Raw genomic sequence first — 17,876 nt, 5'->3', positions numbered from 1 at the left:
CTCTAGTCGTTTTCGTAGTCAGCCCAATAAGCTGCTTGTTTTTCTTCCCATAACTGCTTATCAGCAGTGGTTAGTTCGCGAATGACACGGCAAGGGTTACCTGCTGCAATAACATTTGCAGGCATTGTTTTCGTCACCACTGACCCCGAACCAATAATTGTATTGACACCAATTGTCACACCTGGATTAACCGTAACGCTACCGCCTAGCCACACATTGTCGCCAATCGTAATTGCTTCTCCATATTCTAAGCCGCTATTTCTAACCGTAGCATCCAATGGATGACTGGCTGTTAACAAGCTAACACGCGGGCCAAACATCACGTTATCACCGATTGTAATCGGCGCTACATCAAGTAGCACGCAGTCATAATTGGCATAAAAGGACTCTCCAACCGTAATATTCGTGCCGTAATCACAACGGAGGTTCGGCTCGATGTACAGCTGTTCACCTGTCTTTGCAAACAGCTGTTTCAGTAAGGTCGTACGATAATCAAGCTGTTCTTCTGTGCTTGTATTAAATAGACGTGTCAATTGTCGTCCCCGTTTCATCTCCGCCTTCAGTACGGCATCATTCGAACGATACAATTGTGCTGCTATCATCTTTTCTTTTTCGGTTGTCATCTTCTCACTCCATTCATCCTTGCTCTTAAATAAAGCGCTTACCTCTTAAGTATAGCGAGCAGACAAAGTTAATGCAAAAAATTACTTTTAGACCCTCTATCATCTACTTTCAAAAGATGCTTGCAAGAACTCATCCGCCAAAAATTATTTTTTCGAGAATTATCATATCGTTTCATCCCCTCACTCTCTTGGTCTCCGTTTAACTCTCCCTGATTTGGCTACAGTATTTATTGCATCTTATAAATACTAATGATTAGTTCCTCTCAAAAACAGTATTTGCAATCGTTTACATTTTGTTTTACGATGAACTTGAATCGATTCAAGTTTTACGATAAACTGATGAAAGAAGGAACATTTATGTCTTTTTCTGATAAGTTAAGCACGCGCTTAATGCCCTTGGCTGCTAAAATGGCTAATCAGCGTCATTTAGTAGCGATTCGTGATAGTTTTATTGATATTATGCCCATCATTATGGTCAACTCGCTCTTTATTTTATTAAACGCCCTCGTCTTTACCAACGTCAAAATCAATCAAAGTTGGCTCGATTTACGACCACTTTCGAATTTAGCGACGATGGTTAACAATGGTACGATGGGTTTCATGACAATTTATTTAACCTTTTTAATCGGCTATCGCCTTGCAACACATTATGTGAGCGTTTCGAAAATCGAAGCGAAGTATTTCAATCCGATACATGCTGGTATTTTAAGCCTTGCGCTTGCATTAATTATGTTTCCACTCATGAATGACGTAATACCACTTGGTGCCGAACAATCGGTTGAAATTGCAGGTGCCTACATGCAATCACTAACTTCTTCAGGAGGGATGTTTGTTGGTATTATTGCTGCACTGCTTGGCACCGAATTATTACTGCGTATTTCACAAAATAAAAAACTACGTATCAGTATGCCCGACGGGGTTCCACCGGCAGTTAGTGATTCCTTTAACTCGCTCATTCCCGAGGCCATCGTCATTATCATTTTTGCGGTTGGTACGTTTAGCTTCGTCTCATTAACAGGGATGACCATTCCTGATGTGGTAACGAAGGTTATTTCGAGCCCGCTTCAATTTGCAATGCAATCACCGATTGGCTTGTTCAGTGTTGAGTTGTTAACCCAAATTTTTTGGTTCTTTGGCCTGCATGGACAAAACATCGTCTCGTCGGTGACCTCACCGCCGATGTTAATTGCGATTCAACAAAACATGGATGCTTTTGCAGCTGGCTTACCGATTCCAAACATTGTCACGAATCCTTGGATTGGCATGTACACCCTCTTTGGTGGAACAGGTGCGATTTTGCCCTTCTTAATTGCCATCTTTATTGGTTCAAAACAAAAAAACTACCGTCAGGTCGGAAAAATTGGCCTACTACCGAGCTTATTCAACATCTCTGAACCAATTATGTTTAGTTTACCCGTTGTGATGAATCCGTTCTTTGTGATTCCTTTTATCTGCGTGCCACTCATCAACCTCGCGATTGCCTATCCGCTCACTGTGATGGGACTCGTTGCTAAAAGTGTCGTCATTCCACCATGGACACTTCCACCGATTATTACTGCTTGGGTAACAACAGCAGGTGACATTCCTGCTACCTTACTGGCGGCAGCGCTTTTCATCCTCGATATTTTCATCTATTTACCTTTTGTACTTGCAAGCAATCAATTAATAAAAAAACTTAATCAAACACAATAGAAAGGTGGAATCTCAATGGCAACGATTCAAGAAGTCGCCAAACAGGCCGGTGTTTCTGTCGGTAGTGTCTCTGGCTACTTAAACGGTCATAAACTGCGACCTCAAAACGCCAAAAAAATTGCTGCTGCGATTGAAGCCTTGGATTACAAAGAAAAACTTTTTTTGCCAAAGGATTAAAAAGTAGCGAAACGCACACAATTGGCTTATTAATGAATAACATGCAAAGTAATTTCAGTGCTGCTCTTGTCGCCAAAATTGATGATGTATTAGAACCACTCGGCTATTCACTGTTATTATCGAATTACCGTGATGATCCACAACTGATTCCCAAAAAGCTCAACTATTTTGCCTCTCGTGCAATCGATGGCTTAATTATTGTCGGTGCCGAGCAACAGTGGCCGCAGCTAGACATGTTGAAACACTTACCATTTCCCATCGTATCATTGATTACACCACTCGATAATTCCCAAATCGATTCGATTGTCGTCGATAATCGTGCCAGCACAACAAAGGTACTCGCCAAGATGCTTGAGCTCGGACACGAGCGGATTGGTGTAATTGTTGCACCACAAACCGACTATGTTGCACGTGAACGTTTTCTAGGCATTCTTGATGCGTTTGAAGCACAGCAACAGCTGTTAGCAGAAGAGCTGATTTATTACGGTGATTATTCTAAAGAAAGTGGTGCCCGTGGCATGGCCCATTTGCTCACACAAAAAGTCACTGCCGTGTTCGTCTGTAACTACAACATGTCACTGGGGGCGTTGCAGACAATTCATACACAACAAATCCACATTGGCAGTGCTCTTTCGTTTGCCAGTTACGATTATTTTGATGCCAGTGATATCTTTTATCCACAGCTTACGGTCATCAAACAACCGATTCCGCTAATTGGTCAATTAGCGGTCGAACGACTGCTTGAAAAGATTCGCAATCAAGACCACTTAAAAAGTGAAACCTTTACACTCACCAATACGATTTTATGGCGTGACTCCATTGTTAAAAATAACCTAAAAAGCGAGTGATTAGATGGCGATTAACCGTGCAGATATTGAATCAAATGATGATACAGCGCTAGAACGGTATCAAGCGCTCACACCTGGCTTAGCCAAAAAAATTGACTGGTTTAAAGATCAAAAAATCGGTGTCATTTTTCATTGGGGTCTCTATAGCGAAGCCGGCATTGTTGAATCATGGCAACTATCGGCTGAAGATGAGTGGGCCCGTAAAAAACCGTGGCGTGATGATTTAGACGTGTTGCGTCAAGATTATTGGCGACTCAATCAGCAGTTCAATCCCCTCCAATTTGATGCAACAGCTTGGGCACAGCAAATTAAGGCAGCTGGTTTTAACTATATGCTGTTTACGACGAAACATCACGATGGCTTTACAATGTACGATACACAGCAGACTGACTATAAAATGACGGCATCTGACTGTCCTTATGCTGTCCAACCAACAGCTGATGTTTTCAAAGCGCTTGCAACCGCCTTTAAAAAGGAACAGCTGGCCGTTGGTGCTTATTACTCTAAAGCCGATTGGCACCATCCTGCTTATTGGGTGCCCGGTTCTGAGCCACGTGGCCGTTATGCAAGCTATGACCCGCTCAAACAACCCGCACTCTGGCAAAAGTTTAACGACTTTGTTGCTGCGCAATTGACTGAACTGTGCCAAAACTACGGCGAATTAGACATTCTGTGGCTTGATGGTGGTTGGGTGAATCGTGCCAACAACGAACAGCTTGATATGACAACACTCGTGCCACAATTACGGCAATTGCAACCGAATCTGCTCGTTGTTGACCGTACGATTGGCGGTGCCTTTGAAAACTACGTTACGCCGGAACGTCAGATTCCGACTGAATTACCGCTTAAAGCTTGGGAAAGCAATATTCCCTTTGCCAAAAATTGGGGGTACGTGCCGAATGACACCTATAAATCCTTCGCTGAATTGCTGGAAACGCTCGTAAAAATCGTAGCACTGGGTGGCAATGTGATTTTTGGCATCGGTCCTAAACCAGATGGCTCTTTACCTTTGGAGGCGCAGCAGCTTCTGAGCGAATTTGGCGCGTGGCTCAAACGATTTGGTGACGGTATTTATGGCACCCGTCCCTTTAACATCAAGGCCCTTGACCCTTGGTATTTCACTCAAAAGGAGAACAAAGTGTTCGCCTTTTTATTACCACAGCCAACAGCTACTAGCTTGACATTAGCTGATTTGCAACTCAACAGTCCGCTAAGCCAATGTCTGGTAACTGATACAGGTGAAAGTCTCTGCATTATAAAAGGACAAGTTACTCTTCCAGCTGCCACATCAATTACTGCTTTAACACTACTATTAGAAAGTGAGGTCTCTTATGTACCAGTTTCCAACTAATTTTTTATGGGGCGCTGCCGCCTCTGCTCCCCAAACCGAAGGACATGCCCTCTTAAACGGAAAAAGCCCCTCAACTTGGGATAAATGGTATGAGCTTGCACCAGCTAACTTCCAACCGAATCAAGGCCCCGCTATCACCTCTAATGTCTATGAATGCTATGCTGATGATATTAAGCGGATGCAAGCAATTGGCCTGACTTCTTATCGCACATCCATCTCATGGACTCGCTTATTGCCTGACGGAAAAAACATCAATGAAGAAGCTGTTTCTTATTACCGCGACTATTTTAAAGCCCTTAATAAGGCTCACATCCACCCCATTATTAACCTCTTTCATTTCGATATGCCATGGTGGTTGATGGAAAAAGGTGGATGGGAAACTCGTGAATCGGTTAATGCCTTCGCCTTTTATGCACAGACTGCCTTTGACCTTTTTGGCGATCTCGTGCCACAATGGACGACTTTTAATGAACCGATTGTTCATGTTGAATGTGGCTACTTATTCGGTTATCATTATCCAGCAGTGGTCGATTTAAAAAAAAGCTGTCCAAGTCGGCTACCATACGCTAATGGCCCATATTGCCGCTGTTGAAGCCTTTAAAACCGGTGGTTTCAAAGGCTCAATTGGAATAATTCTTAACATTTCACCAACCTATGCTCGCAGTGAATCAGCGGCCGATCAACGCGCAAAAGATGCGGCCGATCTCCTTAATAGCAAAAGTTTTCTCGACCCTTGTGTGCTTGGACACTTTCCGCCAGCCTTGATTGCCTTATTGAGCGAACATCAGCTCATGCCACTAACCGAAGATGGTGATGCAGCTCGCATCGCTGCTAATCCCGTTGATTTTCTCGGCCTTAACTATTACCAACCACGCCGGGTGCAAGCGCCGACACAGCCAAAATCCCCTGCGCAAATGCCGGCAGATTTTTACAGTCCTTATGATTGGCCTGCCAAAAAAATGAACCATTACCGTGGGTGGGAAATATACCCCGAAGCACTCTATGACATGGCTGTGATGATTAAAGATGAGTATCACAACATTCCGTGGTACGTGGCTGAAAATGGGATGGGCGTGGCCGATGAGGACCGCTTCATGAACGCTGCTGGCATGATTGAAGATGATTACCGCATTACTTTTATGCAGGATCATTTGCGACAATTACATCGTGGCATTGCTGCTGGCAGCAACTGTTTTGGCTATCATACGTGGACCTTTGTTGACTGTTGGTCATGGCTTAACGGCTATACTAATCGCTATGGTTTTTATCGGATGGCTTTAAACGCTCCGTATGAGCGTTCGCTCAAAAAAAGTGGTCTCTGGTTTAAAACAGTCAGTGAGAACAATGGTTTTTAAATAGCTTTTTAGACATAAAACGCCCCCGTAACCAAAACGTTACGGGGGCATTTTATTTAACGATTTTGTCGTTTAAATCCTGATAACACAAAGACGATTAAACCAACGATTCCAATGCCGGCAATCACATTAAATGAATGACCAGTATAGAAGCCGCTACCGAAGTAGAAAATATCACGTAAGCCTTCAGCAGCAAAGCGGATGGGAATCCATGGACGAACAAAGTTGACGAAGAAATCAGGAAGCATTTCAGGTGGCATCATAATGACACCCATGCCTAATAACATTACCACCATGAAAAGCGTAATGGCTGGTTTGCCGATCCACGCGGTTACCGCTGAAACGAGTAAGTAGAAACAGAAAGCAGCAAATGACACGAATAGCGCCACTAATAAATAGCTCGGCATCGCAATATCCGCAATTGTGCCGATGGTTGCGACTGTAAAGCCTGAGAATAAGGCGATGATAATCCCAAACAGCAGTTGATTGCTCATTAAGCGTAGCACTTGTGACCGGTTCAAGCGTTCTTTTTTTACAATGCTTGCGGTTGCTAAAAAGACGATGAAGCCACCGATTAAAGCACCGACCCAAGCTGGCATCGCCATTAATAACGGTGCACTCCCATTGGCTGTTTTTGCTGTCACAGCATTAAAGACTTTATCTTGTGCCACAATTGGATTCGCCAGCACGGTTGCATCAGCCGCATCAATTTGTTTATCCCCTAGTTGTTTAATAAAGGTTGTTGAATACTGTTGACTCATTTGATTAACGAGTGCTGTTAAGGCCGTTTTTGCCGCATTGGCCCCCGTCGCATTGTATCCTTGGTTCACATACACTTTTAAGGTTGCTGGTTGCTTATTTTTAACCGCATCTGTCAGTGCATCATGATAGCCTTTTGGAACAACTAAGGCCGCATAATAGGTTTTGTCATTAAAGAGCGTGTCAATATCAGCCTCTTTTTCAGTTGTAAAAGCAATCACTGGCTCTGCACCATCGACGCCTTGGCTCATGTTTTTCACGGCTGTTTTAACCGCATCGACGTTTTTACCTTCATCATTCACAATCAATGCAACCGGTAAATTTTTAATTTGTGGATCCCCTTGCACAAAGAGGTTGACCGAAAATAAAGCAATGATTAAAATAACCGCAATCGGTGCCGCCCAGGCTAATTTTTCTTTAAATAATCGCACGTTAACTATCCCCTTCCAAATTTGAACAACTTGTTTATTTTTATGTTATTATCATATAATGAGCAACAAACCAAAGCAATCAACAAAAGTGAACAACTTGTTCATTTTTGAGAAAGAGGTGTTTATGAGTCGTTATATCGAAAAAAATAAGCGCACGAAAGCACTTATTACCGAAGCATTTATTAACATTATGAGTAAGAAAACATTTGATACGATTACGATTGGTGACATTACCGCGGCAGCAAAGATTAACCGCGGCACGTTCTATTTACATTATCTGGATAAGTTCGACCTCCTCGATAAGGTCGAACAGCAACTGTTTACTGATATCGGCAATCATCTTGACGAGTTACAGGCGCGCTATGCCACTCCTGCTACCTTTGCCAAAGAGCAGGAACTGTTAGCGGCCAGTTTATTTCGATCTATCGCCACCCAATCACCCTTGCTGAAGATTTTTTTAAGTGACCATGGTCGGGCTGGTTTTCACCTTCGTTTTAAGGCAGCTTTTGCAGAAAAAGTGCAAATTAATCTCAGCAAAAACGACTATTACCAGCAAAACCTCAATGTACCACTTGATTATTTTATCGCCTTTATCACATCGGCCTTTTTAGGCTTGATTGAACAGTGGCTCCAAAATGACCTCGATCAAACACCGATGGAACTAACGACTCTCTACATTAATATCATCGCTTTTATTCAAAAAAAAATAAGACCATCATGAGCGAAAGTCTGTGCAAGTTCCGCCGAAAAATGATACTATTTATGAGCATGTATAATTTAGAAGATAATGACTAAGGAGAAGATGAAATGACTAAGCAAGACAATTTTTGGCTTGATTTACCAAAGCCGTTTTTTATATTAGCACCAATGGAAGATGTGACCGATGTTGTCTTTCGACACGTCATTAGTGAAGCTGCCAAACCCGATGTCTTTTTTACCGAGTTCACTAATACGGAAAGTTACTGCCACCCTAAAGGCAAAGAAAGCGTGCGTGGTCGTTTAACCTTTACTGAGGATGAGCAGCCGTTAGTTGCACACATTTGGGGTAACAAACCCGAATTGTTTGCACAGATGAGTATAGGCATGAAAGAAATGGGCTTTAAAGGCGTTGACTTAAACATGGGCTGCCCCGTTCAAAACGTGGTTTCAAAAGGACGCGGCTCCGGCTTAATCAATTACCCTGAAAATGCGGCTGAAATTATTCAGGCTGCTAAAACAGGTGGGCTGCCTGTTAGTGTCAAAACACGTCTTGGCTTTACCCAAATCGATGAATGGCGTGACTGGCTAACTCATGTGTTAAAACAAGACATTGCTAACTTAACGATTCATTTGCGGACGCGTAAAGAAATGAGTAAGGTCGATGCGCATTACGAACTGATTCCAGCAATTAAGCAGCTGCGTGATGAAATTGCACCACAAACATTGCTAACGATTAATGGCGACATTGCGAATCGTGCCGATGGTTTAGCACTCGTCGAAAAATATGGTGTGGATGGTGTGATGATTGGCCGTGGTGTTTTCACAAACCCTTATGCTTTCGAGATCGAGCCACAAGCACATTCAGCTGCTGACTTTTTAAACTTATTGTTGTTGCAAGTTGACCTTTATGATCACTATGCAAAAATAACCGAACCTCGTCCCTTTACACATATGCACCGTTTCTTTAAAATTTATGTACGCGGCTTCAAAGGCGCAGCCGAACTACGCAATGCTTTGATGAACACCAAGTCAACTGATGCTGTTCGCGCCTTAGTGAATGAAGCACTGCAACAACCGATTGAAGAGATTGGTGAAGATAAATAAGCAAAAGACAGGCGAGTAGTTGAATGCAACTACTCGCCTGTCTTCTGTCTTACACGTATTACTTCTAACGTTTTATCGAACGTGCCATCATACTCACTGTATGGCGTAATCCTCGAATTGCAACAGATAGTGCAAAGATGTTTTGCGGTGGTGCCATTCCACCAACACCTGCATCACCAATATGTTGAATGTCGACTCCTGCCATTTTATTTTTCAATGCAATCTCTTCTATCACATGTTGCGACGATGATTCTTGACTCGTACCTATCGCCGACATCACTAAAGCTCCTGCTGCTCTAATTTTTTTAACAACCACATGAAATTCTTGTTCTGTCACACCTGCAACTGTACCTAAAGCTGGTACTAAAATAACATCCGCACCACTCGCAATAAAAGCATCAATTGTTTCATCATCTGGTAAAACCGATTCATTAACACCTGCACCATGCATCTTACCAGCAATGACTAAACCATCAAAATGTTCTTTTACAGTCTTAATCGCTCGTTTAATTTCTTTATTAGTTACACCCGTTCCTGGATTCCCTGTTAAGCAAATGAAATCAACACCTAATGCCTGTGCTTTCTGAATCGTTGCAACTGAGCATATCCGCCCTGATTCCAGCTCTGTTTTATATTCTAACAGTTCCGCTGTTTCATCTACAGGCTCTAAGTTAATTCCGATTGGACGTCCCGTTAAATCCTTTAATTGTTGCACTGGATTGGTAGTGTTTTCCCCTAGACCATTTACAATAGGATGAATACAATCAAATGCATTTAATAGAATCAAATCCGCTCCAAAACTTTTTGCAACTTCAGCATTTGTAATATTCGAATCATAAGGTTGACTCATAACCACATTTTCAGAACAGACTGTCCGACCTTCACTCGCTAAAATTGCTCGTTTCAAATCGGCTCCCTTCATCTTCTTAAAGTCACTTGCCTGACAATTCAATAGTCTTTTCATTTGTCCATTCCTTTCGAGAAACTCTCAATTTTCATTTTTTCATTATCTAACATCTTAAAGAACGGGAAGTAAATTAAGATATCAATTACAATTATGACTACTTGTAAAATCGATCCCGTTATATCTCCGCCTGTAGCAAGATAACCGCTGATTAATGGTGGTGTTGTCCATGGAATGGCTATCCCGACTGTTTTAGCAACCAGTCCAGAGGACATTGCGATATAGGCAATCACTGTATTCGCCATCGGTGCAAGCACAAAGGGTAAGAATAAAATTGGCTTCATAACAATTGGAATCCCAAACATTGCTGGTTCTCCAACATTGAAAATATCTGGGAAGAAACTCAATTTCCCCATCGTCTTACCTTCTTTACTTTTCGAGAAGAAAAAGAGCAAGAATACTAAAGCAAATATAGCCCCTCCCCCACCGATATAAACAAATGCATCCGTAAAGGTCGATGTGAAAATATGCGGCATTTCTTTGCCTGCTTGAAACGCTATTCTGTTATCATCAGTATTCATTAACCAAATAGGTCCCATGACCGAACCAACAATGTTTCCACCATGAAGGCCAATAAACCAAAAGATAGAATTTAAACTCACAGCAATCATCGTGCCAAATAACGTGCCACCCAAAAAGGTTAGCGGCTTATTAAAAATAATTAAAATTAAATCGTGAATATTTGTAATATCAAACATATTCAATGCTTGATAAATCAATGCAAAAAACAAAATAATCGCAAAACCAGGAATTAAGGCAGAGAACGATTGAGATACTGCCGGTGGTACAGAATCGGGCATTTTAATTCGGATGTTCTTTTTAACAAACCATCTAAATATTTCCGCTGATAATAGACCAATCAACATTGCGATAAACAATCCACGGCTTCCCAAAAACAGGAGCGGTACACCCGCGGCATCAGTGCTGTCTAGTATATTAGGTGTCACAATTAAAAATGAGGATAATGAAATAATCCCCGTTGAAATCCCATCAATTTTGTACTGATGCGCAAGACTATAGGCTATCGAAAAACTGGCGACTAGTCCCATCGCACCAAATGAGCCATCTACAATTTTATTAAACCATACCATCAAATCACTTGTATTGTTTAAAAACTCGCTGTATCCAGGAATCGGTAAATTGGAAATAATTAAGAACAGTGACCCAATCATTACTAACGGCATCGAATAGACAATCCCATCACGGATAGCAACTAAGTGTTTTTGTGTTCCTAGTTTTATACCTAAAGGTGCTAACTTACTTGCTAAAAAACCAACGTACTTATTCACTTTTTTCTCCTCCTACATCTAAAAATGTATTCGTTTACATTAATGCTATTAGCTAATAACTTAATTCTAATTTACCATAAACAAAGCTCACTAATAACACATCCTAGTCATAAAGACTCCCAAACGGTATACTCGGTACAATTATCTAACTAGATACACTGCGTATCAACGGGAGGCTGTTAAATGTTATTTTTAGAACACACCCCTACCTTGGGGGAAATTGATTACGAAATTTACCGCTTTATTTCTAACAATTTAGAGATAATGCCACATATTAATATTAGAGACTTAGCCAAAAAAAAACATACGAGTGTCGCAACTATACAACGCTTTTGTAAAAAGTTCCAATGTGATGGTTTTAATGAATTCAAAATCCGTATGAAAATCTACCTTGAAGAACAACAATCAAAAAAAAATACGTTGAATTTCGATTCCTACGTCTATAGTAATTTTTTGAATCGTAGCAATGAAAAAGAGTTTCAAGATCAAATAAAAGCGGCCGTTTCGTTGCTGAAAGACAGAGAGTTCGTTCTTTTTTTAGGTGTTGGAACATCTGATATTCTCGCTAACTATGGGGCTATTTATTTTTCGTCATTATCAAAAATGGCTTTACGCATTGAACAACCCATTACCAATCCACAAAACTTTGTCTCTAATCAAATTATGGAGCAGTCTTGCGTTATCGCGATTAGCGTTTCAGGGGAAACAACCGATATTGTTAATTATTTAAGTTCTCCACCATTTAGAAATGCCTCGATTATCTCAATTACAAACTCGCCATCGTCAACCGTGGCGATGTTATCCGATGCGAACATTTCTTATTTCATTCCCTCCGAAAGTTTTAACGGACAGGACGTCACCTCTAAATTACCGATTTTATTTATTTTAGAACATTTAGCAAAGGCCCTGCACGCTGAATACTAAGTGTAAATGGACATCACTTTCGATAATGTACACATTGATGCCTTGCTCTCCGTTTACCTTCAATCTGAGGAGCTGTTCTCTGAGGGATAGCTCCTTTGTGCTAATTCAAATAAAAGAAACTCCTTTAATTTGAATTTAAAATACTCACGCGTCACAAATAATTGCAGCAGTAGTGGCTTTTATCGGATAATCGGGGGGGAAGAGAAAAGCCTCAAAACGATAATTTTCGTTATTTTTATAACTTTGTCACAATTATTGTCGCTGATTGTTGCCGCTTTATATTCGATGCAACTAGTATCTCCCTTTAAAATGCGGCTCCTACATACCCCCTGTAGGTATGTTATACTACTCCTATAAGGAGCTGATTTTAATGACGACCCCCAACAAAACCACCCCAAACTGTCGCAAAAGCCACCATCCTGAGGCAGTCAAACAAAACTTAACGACGCGGTTGAACCGTATCGAAGGTCAAATCCGTGGTATCAAAACAATGATTGCGGATGATGTCTACTGCGATGACGTTATTACCCAACTGGCGGCCAGTCAAGCCGCTTTAAACAGCGTCGCCAAGCTGTTGCTCGAGGGCCATTTAAAAGGCTGTGTCGTAGATCGACTCGCGGCTGGCGATGACGACGTGCTTGATGAACTTGTTTTAACCATCCATAAACTCATGAAAAAATAACGACCGAAAGGAGTTGGTTACGATGACAACAACCGCTGTCTTAAAAAACACCCAGTTGCAAATCACTGGCATGTCGTGTGCCGTCTGTGCCACACGGATTGAAAAAGGACTCAAGCAATTAGACGGTGTGACACAGGCCTCAGTTAACTTCACTCGAGAACAAGCCGTTCTCACCTATGATGGCGCTCAACTTGACGAAGCTGCGATTGCCGCAACGATTAAAGAACTCGGATTCGATATCGTCACCGCAACAGCTGACTTCGCGCTTACTGGCATGTCGTGTGCGGTTTGTGCCGCGCGAATCGAACACGGCTTGCAACAATTAGATGGTGTGACACAGGCCACTGTCAACTTCACTCGGGAACAGGCGCACATTGGCTATCTTCCCCACACGATTGACGTTGCTCGCATGGTGTCAACGGTTGAAAAGCTCGGCTATCACGCCCATCATTTACAAGCTGAGGAACCCGCAGCTGATTACCGTGCGCGCGACTTACAAGCGCAAACACGCCAACTGCTCATTGCCGCAGTGTTAACCTTGCCCTTGCTTTGGAGCATGGTGGCGCATTTTTCATTCACGGCTTTTATCTATGTGCCCGCCCTTTTGATGAATCCTTGGTTTCAGCTGTTATTAGCCACTCCGGTGCAATTTTTAATTGGTGGTCGCTTTTATGTTGGCGCCTACAAAGCGCTCCGACATTGGAGTGCTAACATGGATGTACTCGTTGCGTTGGGCACTTCTGCGGCTTACGTATACAGTCTCTATCAAACCATTGCCACAAGCGGCAGCTCACAAGCGCCCCAACTCTACTTTGAAACAAGCGCACTCCTAATCACCTTAGTGTTATTAGGCAAGCTAATCGAAGCTAAGACCAAAGGTCGCTCGGCGGATGCCATCAAAAAATTAATTGAACTGCAACCAGCAACCGCTCTCGTCATTCGTGATGGTCACGAACGTGCAGTGCCACTTGCCGACGTTCAGCTCAATGATTTAATTGCGATTAAGCCTGGTGCCAAAATCCCGGTCGATGGTGAGGTCATTAACGGTTCATCCGTCGTCGATGAAGCGCTGTTAACCGGCGAAAGCATACCCATTTCTAAACAGAGTGGCGATAGCGTCTATGGGGCAACCCTTAATAAAACTGGTTTCATCACCATGAGGGCCACAAAAATCGGCAGCGATACGGCTTTAGGTCAAATTATTAAGATTGTCGAAGATGCCCAATCCTCAAAGGCACCGATTCAACGCTTAGCTGACACGATTGCCGGTGTTTTTGTGCCGATTGTTGTTGGCTTTGCTCTTATTAGTGGGCTCAGTTGGTTTTTCTTGTTTGCTCCAGGTGACTTTACGACTGCCTTTGAAGTCTTTATCGCCGTCCTTGTAATCGCTTGCCCCTGTGCGCTAGGCTTGGCAACCCCGACCTCGATTATGGCAGGATCCGGTCGTGCTGCTGAAATGGGTGTTTTGTTCAAAGGTGGCGAATACCTTGAACAAACTGGGCAGATTGACACCGTTGTTGTCGATAAGACCGGCACACTCACACATGGTCAACCGGTTTTAACTGACGTTATCCTCGCTCCTCAACAGACGAGAACGGCCTTTTTAGCAGTTGTGGCCGCTGCTGAAAAACAATCGGAACATCCACTCGCTCAAGCCATTGTTGATGCGGTGTCAGCCGAGTGGATTGCTATCGATAACGCCGAGGCGTTTGAGGCAGTGCCTGGTTACGGTGTAAATGCAACGGTTGCTAACGATACCATCGTGATTGGCACGCGTGCCTTGATGCACCAAAATGGCATCGCGACTGCGGCGCTTGAAGCAACGATGACCCGCCTCGAACACGAAGGAAAAACGACCATGATTGTAGGTATTAACGGCCGCTATGCCGGCTTAGTGGCTGTAGCGGATACGCTCAAACCGACGTCGGCAGCTGCTGTCGGCACCTTACAAAAAATGGGCATCGCCGTGATGATGATGACCGGCGACAATGCCCGAACAGCAGCAGCAATTGGTGCTAAAGTCGGCATTGATACCGTCATTGCTGAGGTGCTCCCTGTCGATAAAGCGCGGGCGATTGAGCAGTTACAACACGAAGGAAAAATCGTAGCAATGGTAGGCGATGGTATTAATGATGCCCCTGCCCTTGCGAGCGCTCAAATCGGGATGGCGATTGGCACCGGCACCGACGTGGCAATCGCTGCCGCTGATATTACCTTAATCGGTGGTGACCTTAACGCTATCGTTGATGCCATCATCATCAGTCGTAAAACGATGCGTAACATTAAACAAAACCTTTTTTGGGCGTTTGCTTACAACATCATCGGCATTACGATTGCTGCATCCGGCCTCCTCGCACCGTGGGTCGCAGGTGCCGCGATGGCCTTTAGCTCAGTGTCGGTTGTGCTTAATGCACTGCGACTACAACGGGTGAAATTAAATGAATAACTTGTTACCTACATTATTCCACAACGAACTAGTCGTATCTAAAAGAAAAGAGCTTACATCATGTCATCTTTTATCATCCAAATTGTACTTGGTCTCTTAATCGCCCTTGGCGGTGTCACCTACACAATGGTTGCAACTCAACCTAATTACCTCATCGTAACGTTTCTCTATGCCCTTGCTGTGATACTGATTGCCTTAGCAATCGCAAAAGTGTTTAAATCAAATGAAGAGGAATGAGCTTGATTATTTCACAAGCAGCCACTGAATATCAAGATTCTGACTCAGAAAAGCAACCTACCGAGCAGACCAACGAACAAGGTTATAGTATAGATGAAACGACATTAACAGGCTTTTTGAATAAATATGGAATGACCCCTGTTTCTTATAAAATACAGCAAGGTATGTCTGAAGATGAAGCATTTCGCTCTACACCTCGTGATATGAAAATGTCTGGCGAAATTCAGTATGAATATATGGAATACGGCCGATAATGACATAAAATAAAAAGAACAAACAGCCGATAAATCCATTCAATATGTCAGTTTTTAAACAAAGCGGAAGACATTACGGAAGAAGTGGACAAAAAAAGAGGACAATACTCACGAAACCCATTGGGGCAGTGAGTATTATCCTCTTTTAGCGTTCCAAATTAATGGAGACGGCGACCATTGTTTAATTATCTATAAACACTTGATATAATAATGATTACAAGATGTTTACCCATCAAATAATGTACCATTAGTGTACACTATCTTTGGAATCACAAATGGCTTTTCCAAAAATATCTGTTAATATATATAGTGACATTAAAATCCAAACAAGATAAATATACCTTTATTTAATTAGTCGAATTCAAAAAAACATACATTCTATAGTGGTAAATGAATTGGTATCTTTCTATTTTAAAAAAACTGTAATTACTAAGTACGCTTTTATTTTTTGTTTGTTTTTTCTCCAAATATACGCCATTTTTTATTTACTGACCAATTGAGACTTACAATCATTCCAATAATCAAAACTATTCCTATCATAACTAATCCATAATATAAGTACGTTTCTTTCACATATATGCATTCAAAAACAGTTTTTGGGATTATTTTAACTAACACACTAATAATGAAAATTGATGATAAAGCAATAAGATTAAGACTCATAACTGGATGTCGTTGAAAAACAGAATGATAACATTTCGTTTTATTGTCGCATCCACAACTCTTTAAAGTTGATTTAGATAGTATTTTAATGCCTTGCATTAAAGCAAATAATAATAAACTTAGTGATCCTAGTGTCAAAGAAATCGCTATCATTATATTAGGTAAATTAATAGATTTATTAAACGTAGCAGTTACTATGTCTCCTATAGCTGAAAACCCTCCAAACAAACCAAATATCAAAGCGGAAAATATCCCCATAATTGCAACAAAGTCTGTATATATTTTCCCTTTTATATCTTGTATGTCTTCTATAATTTTCTTCGCCTGTAAACTATTTTTATTTGCATCTACCATATTTTTATCTATATAACTTTTTTGAACACATGCAAGGTTATAATGTGTTTTTACTTTGCTTTTGAATTTTTCAGTCTCTGTATCAATTTCACCACAAACTGCCTCTACTATTCTATCGAAATTTGTGTCAAACACATCAATTTCAATACTTTTACTGCTAATAGAATAAACACTACTAGTTATAATAGGGTATGGAATGTTCTTTTTTGTAATATACTCTTGTAGATATATTGAGACAATTTTTATTTCATCAGATTCTAAAAAACGGTTACTAGAGAGGTTAATTATTTTTTCTATGACCGGATTTAAATTTACAATTTTACCTTCATCATTAGTTTCTACAATATCTAATATAGTCTGTACATCTTTACTAGGCACTATTCTTACCACCTCTTATTTAACAATACTATTTTTTTTAAAATATTTTTCGATTTCGTCATTTTTATATTGCAAATGTCTTACACCTGAAAGAATATCTTTTTCATCATTACTCCACATAGGGTGTGCGTGAGTTAATTCGACTAAATCGAAATCTCCATATTTAGACAATTCTTTAATAACCTTATCTATAAAATTTTTGACATCCTCTAATTTAGCAGAATCAAATGATTTCCATACCACATTTGACTTAGTAACATATAATTCTTTTTCTTCAGTTATAGGGTTACTACCAAATTGATTGTAATTATAATAAACACTTGGTGTTACAGGTCCTAGTCTCCATTTTTCAATAATATCATCAAATAAAGGCTTACCATATTCCGCAAGATACTCTCCTTGTAAAAAATACATAGTTTTTTGTAGTCTTAGATTACTAATTCCTCCTTCTGATTTACCTATTATATATTTTGCTATATCGAGTGCATCATATGTTTTTCCCATCATATTCCACAACCCCTTCTACATTATTATCTCATACCAGAAAAACAGCCCCTCTTAGTACACTTTAGACAAGCGGTGCGAGAGACTGTTCTATTAGTTAACCCTATCTTACCTGTTATTGAACATAACGTCAACGAAAAAT

17 protein-coding genes and 1 pseudogene are annotated in these 17,876 nt (G+C 41.2%); 12 read left to right on the top strand and 6 right to left on the bottom strand.

Translation table 11 applies throughout. The annotated features are described in order from the left end of the window. Window positions 1-2: 2 nt before the first annotated feature. Window positions 3-623: a sugar O-acetyltransferase gene (locus BCAMP_RS01195; protein WP_035313024.1), complete on the bottom strand. Its 621-nt coding sequence runs from the start codon at window positions 621-623 to the stop codon at window positions 3-5. Between the two features lie 357 nt (window positions 624-980). Between BCAMP_RS01195 and BCAMP_RS01190 the strand changes: the two genes are divergently transcribed. The 5 genes and pseudogenes from BCAMP_RS01190 to BCAMP_RS01175 all read left to right on the top strand — a co-directional run bounded on the left by BCAMP_RS01190 (window position 981) and on the right by BCAMP_RS01175 (window position 6,046). After that, window positions 981-2,315 (top strand): PTS sugar transporter subunit IIC, encoded by a 1,335-nt coding sequence (locus tag BCAMP_RS01190; protein WP_035313023.1) that lies wholly within the window; start codon window positions 981-983, stop codon window positions 2,313-2,315. A 15-nt stretch (window positions 2,316-2,330) separates the two neighbouring features. Further along, window positions 2,331-2,492 (top strand): LacI family DNA-binding transcriptional regulator, encoded by a 162-nt coding sequence (locus BCAMP_RS13675; RefSeq protein ID WP_198015668.1) that lies wholly within the window; start codon window positions 2,331-2,333, stop codon window positions 2,490-2,492. Window positions 2,493-2,512: 20 nt separating this feature from the next. Continuing rightward, window positions 2,513-3,340, top strand: a complete 828-nt coding sequence (locus tag BCAMP_RS01185; protein WP_269479246.1) for a LacI family DNA-binding transcriptional regulator — start codon at window positions 2,513-2,515, stop codon at window positions 3,338-3,340. Window positions 3,341-3,344: 4 nt separating this feature from the next. Next, on the top strand, window positions 3,345-4,691 hold the full coding sequence (locus BCAMP_RS01180; RefSeq protein ID WP_035313022.1) for an alpha-L-fucosidase: 1,347 nt from the start codon (window positions 3,345-3,347) through the stop codon (window positions 4,689-4,691). After that, window positions 4,672-6,046 (top strand): annotated as a pseudogene (locus tag BCAMP_RS01175) (glycoside hydrolase family 1 protein). Before BCAMP_RS01180 ends, BCAMP_RS01175 begins: the two are co-directional and overlap by 20 nt. A 56-nt stretch (window positions 6,047-6,102) precedes the next feature. Here BCAMP_RS01175 and BCAMP_RS01170 read toward each other — a convergent pair. Next, window positions 6,103-7,236 carry a YhgE/Pip domain-containing protein gene (locus BCAMP_RS01170; protein ID WP_035313021.1) on the bottom strand — a complete coding sequence of 378 codons (1,134 nt, stop codon included), beginning with the start codon at window positions 7,234-7,236 and terminating at the stop codon, window positions 6,103-6,105. Window positions 7,237-7,360: 124 nt separating this feature from the next. Between BCAMP_RS01170 and BCAMP_RS01165 the strand changes: the two genes are divergently transcribed. Both BCAMP_RS01165 and BCAMP_RS01160 read left to right on the top strand, forming a co-directional pair. Continuing rightward, window positions 7,361-7,957: a TetR/AcrR family transcriptional regulator gene (locus BCAMP_RS01165; protein WP_035313020.1), complete on the top strand. Its 597-nt coding sequence runs from the start codon at window positions 7,361-7,363 to the stop codon at window positions 7,955-7,957. An 86-nt stretch (window positions 7,958-8,043) separates the two neighbouring features. Next, complete coding sequence (locus BCAMP_RS01160; protein WP_035313019.1) at window positions 8,044-9,039, top strand: tRNA dihydrouridine synthase; 996 nt, start codon at window positions 8,044-8,046, stop codon at window positions 9,037-9,039. Window positions 9,040-9,103: 64 nt separating this feature from the next. On the opposite strand, the gene BCAMP_RS01155 is transcribed toward BCAMP_RS01160, so the two are convergent. Both BCAMP_RS01155 and celB read right to left on the bottom strand, forming a co-directional pair. Then, window positions 9,104-10,003 carry a DUF7916 family protein gene (locus BCAMP_RS01155; protein ID WP_035313018.1) on the bottom strand — a complete coding sequence of 300 codons (900 nt, stop codon included), beginning with the start codon at window positions 10,001-10,003 and terminating at the stop codon, window positions 9,104-9,106. Continuing rightward, on the bottom strand, window positions 10,000-11,292 hold the full coding sequence (celB, locus tag BCAMP_RS01150; RefSeq protein ID WP_035313016.1) for a PTS cellobiose transporter subunit IIC: 1,293 nt from the start codon (window positions 11,290-11,292) through the stop codon (window positions 10,000-10,002). The genes BCAMP_RS01155 and celB overlap by 4 nt, the downstream gene beginning before the upstream one ends. A gap of 183 nt (window positions 11,293-11,475) precedes the next feature. Here celB and BCAMP_RS01145 point away from each other — a divergent pair, with 183 nt between their 5' ends. The 5 genes from BCAMP_RS01145 to BCAMP_RS01130 all read left to right on the top strand — a co-directional run bounded on the left by BCAMP_RS01145 (window position 11,476) and on the right by BCAMP_RS01130 (window position 15,835). Beyond that, window positions 11,476-12,216, top strand: coding sequence for a MurR/RpiR family transcriptional regulator (locus BCAMP_RS01145; protein ID WP_035313014.1), 741 nt, complete (start codon window positions 11,476-11,478; stop codon window positions 12,214-12,216). A gap of 370 nt (window positions 12,217-12,586) precedes the next feature. Then, a complete protein-coding gene (locus BCAMP_RS01140; RefSeq protein ID WP_035313013.1) occupies window positions 12,587-12,898 on the top strand; it encodes a metal-sensitive transcriptional regulator in 312 nt (103 codons plus the stop codon). Window positions 12,899-12,920: 22 nt separating this feature from the next. Further along, complete coding sequence (locus tag BCAMP_RS01135; protein ID WP_035313011.1) at window positions 12,921-15,344, top strand: heavy metal translocating P-type ATPase; 2,424 nt, start codon at window positions 12,921-12,923, stop codon at window positions 15,342-15,344. A 60-nt stretch (window positions 15,345-15,404) separates the two neighbouring features. Beyond that, window positions 15,405-15,581 carry a hypothetical protein gene (locus BCAMP_RS13355; RefSeq protein WP_156921083.1) on the top strand — a complete coding sequence of 59 codons (177 nt, stop codon included), beginning with the start codon at window positions 15,405-15,407 and terminating at the stop codon, window positions 15,579-15,581. Between the two features lie 2 nt (window positions 15,582-15,583). Further along, window positions 15,584-15,835 carry a hypothetical protein gene (locus BCAMP_RS01130; protein ID WP_051456784.1) on the top strand — a complete coding sequence of 84 codons (252 nt, stop codon included), beginning with the start codon at window positions 15,584-15,586 and terminating at the stop codon, window positions 15,833-15,835. A gap of 441 nt (window positions 15,836-16,276) precedes the next feature. Here BCAMP_RS01130 and BCAMP_RS01125 read toward each other — a convergent pair whose 3' ends face one another. Together BCAMP_RS01125 and BCAMP_RS01120 are read right to left on the bottom strand one after the other, a co-directional pair. Next, on the bottom strand, window positions 16,277-17,230 hold the full coding sequence (locus BCAMP_RS01125) for a hypothetical protein (protein ID WP_035313009.1): 954 nt from the start codon (window positions 17,228-17,230) through the stop codon (window positions 16,277-16,279). A 15-nt stretch (window positions 17,231-17,245) separates the two neighbouring features. Beyond that, window positions 17,246-17,737 (bottom strand): Panacea domain-containing protein, encoded by a 492-nt coding sequence (locus tag BCAMP_RS01120; RefSeq protein WP_035313008.1) that lies wholly within the window; start codon window positions 17,735-17,737, stop codon window positions 17,246-17,248. Window positions 17,738-17,876 lie beyond the last annotated feature (139 nt).

The organism is Brochothrix campestris FSL F6-1037, from assembly GCF_000525915.1.
GTDB lineage: Bacteria > Bacillota > Bacilli > Lactobacillales > Listeriaceae > Brochothrix > Brochothrix campestris.
The sequence above is the reverse complement of the archived record's forward strand: the minus strand, read 5'-3'. Positions and strand labels throughout refer to the sequence as shown.

What these genes read in the sequence shown, in the direction of transcription:
- BCAMP_RS01160 (WP_035313019.1), top strand. Translation starts at nt 8,044, where the DNA reads ATGACTAAGCAAGACAATTTTTGGCTTGATTTACCAAAGCCGTTTTTT.
- BCAMP_RS01140 (WP_035313013.1), top strand. Translation starts at nt 12,587, where the DNA reads ATGACGACCCCCAACAAAACCACCCCAAACTGTCGCAAAAGCCACCAT.
- BCAMP_RS13355 (WP_156921083.1), top strand. Translation starts at nt 15,405, where the DNA reads ATGTCATCTTTTATCATCCAAATTGTACTTGGTCTCTTAATCGCCCTT.
- BCAMP_RS13675 (WP_198015668.1), top strand. Translation starts at nt 2,331, where the DNA reads ATGGCAACGATTCAAGAAGTCGCCAAACAGGCCGGTGTTTCTGTCGGT.
- BCAMP_RS01165 (WP_035313020.1), top strand. Translation starts at nt 7,361, where the DNA reads ATGAGTCGTTATATCGAAAAAAATAAGCGCACGAAAGCACTTATTACC.
- BCAMP_RS01120 (WP_035313008.1), bottom strand. Translation starts at nt 17,737, where the DNA reads ATGATGGGAAAAACATATGATGCACTCGATATAGCAAAATATATAATA.
- BCAMP_RS01195 (WP_035313024.1), bottom strand. Translation starts at nt 623, where the DNA reads ATGACAACCGAAAAAGAAAAGATGATAGCAGCACAATTGTATCGTTCG.
- BCAMP_RS01180 (WP_035313022.1), top strand. Translation starts at nt 3,345, where the DNA reads ATGGCGATTAACCGTGCAGATATTGAATCAAATGATGATACAGCGCTA.
- BCAMP_RS01145 (WP_035313014.1), top strand. Translation starts at nt 11,476, where the DNA reads ATGTTATTTTTAGAACACACCCCTACCTTGGGGGAAATTGATTACGAA.
- BCAMP_RS01135 (WP_035313011.1), top strand. Translation starts at nt 12,921, where the DNA reads ATGACAACAACCGCTGTCTTAAAAAACACCCAGTTGCAAATCACTGGC.
- BCAMP_RS01155 (WP_035313018.1), bottom strand. Translation starts at nt 10,003, where the DNA reads ATGAAAAGACTATTGAATTGTCAGGCAAGTGACTTTAAGAAGATGAAG.
- BCAMP_RS01190 (WP_035313023.1), top strand. Translation starts at nt 981, where the DNA reads ATGTCTTTTTCTGATAAGTTAAGCACGCGCTTAATGCCCTTGGCTGCT.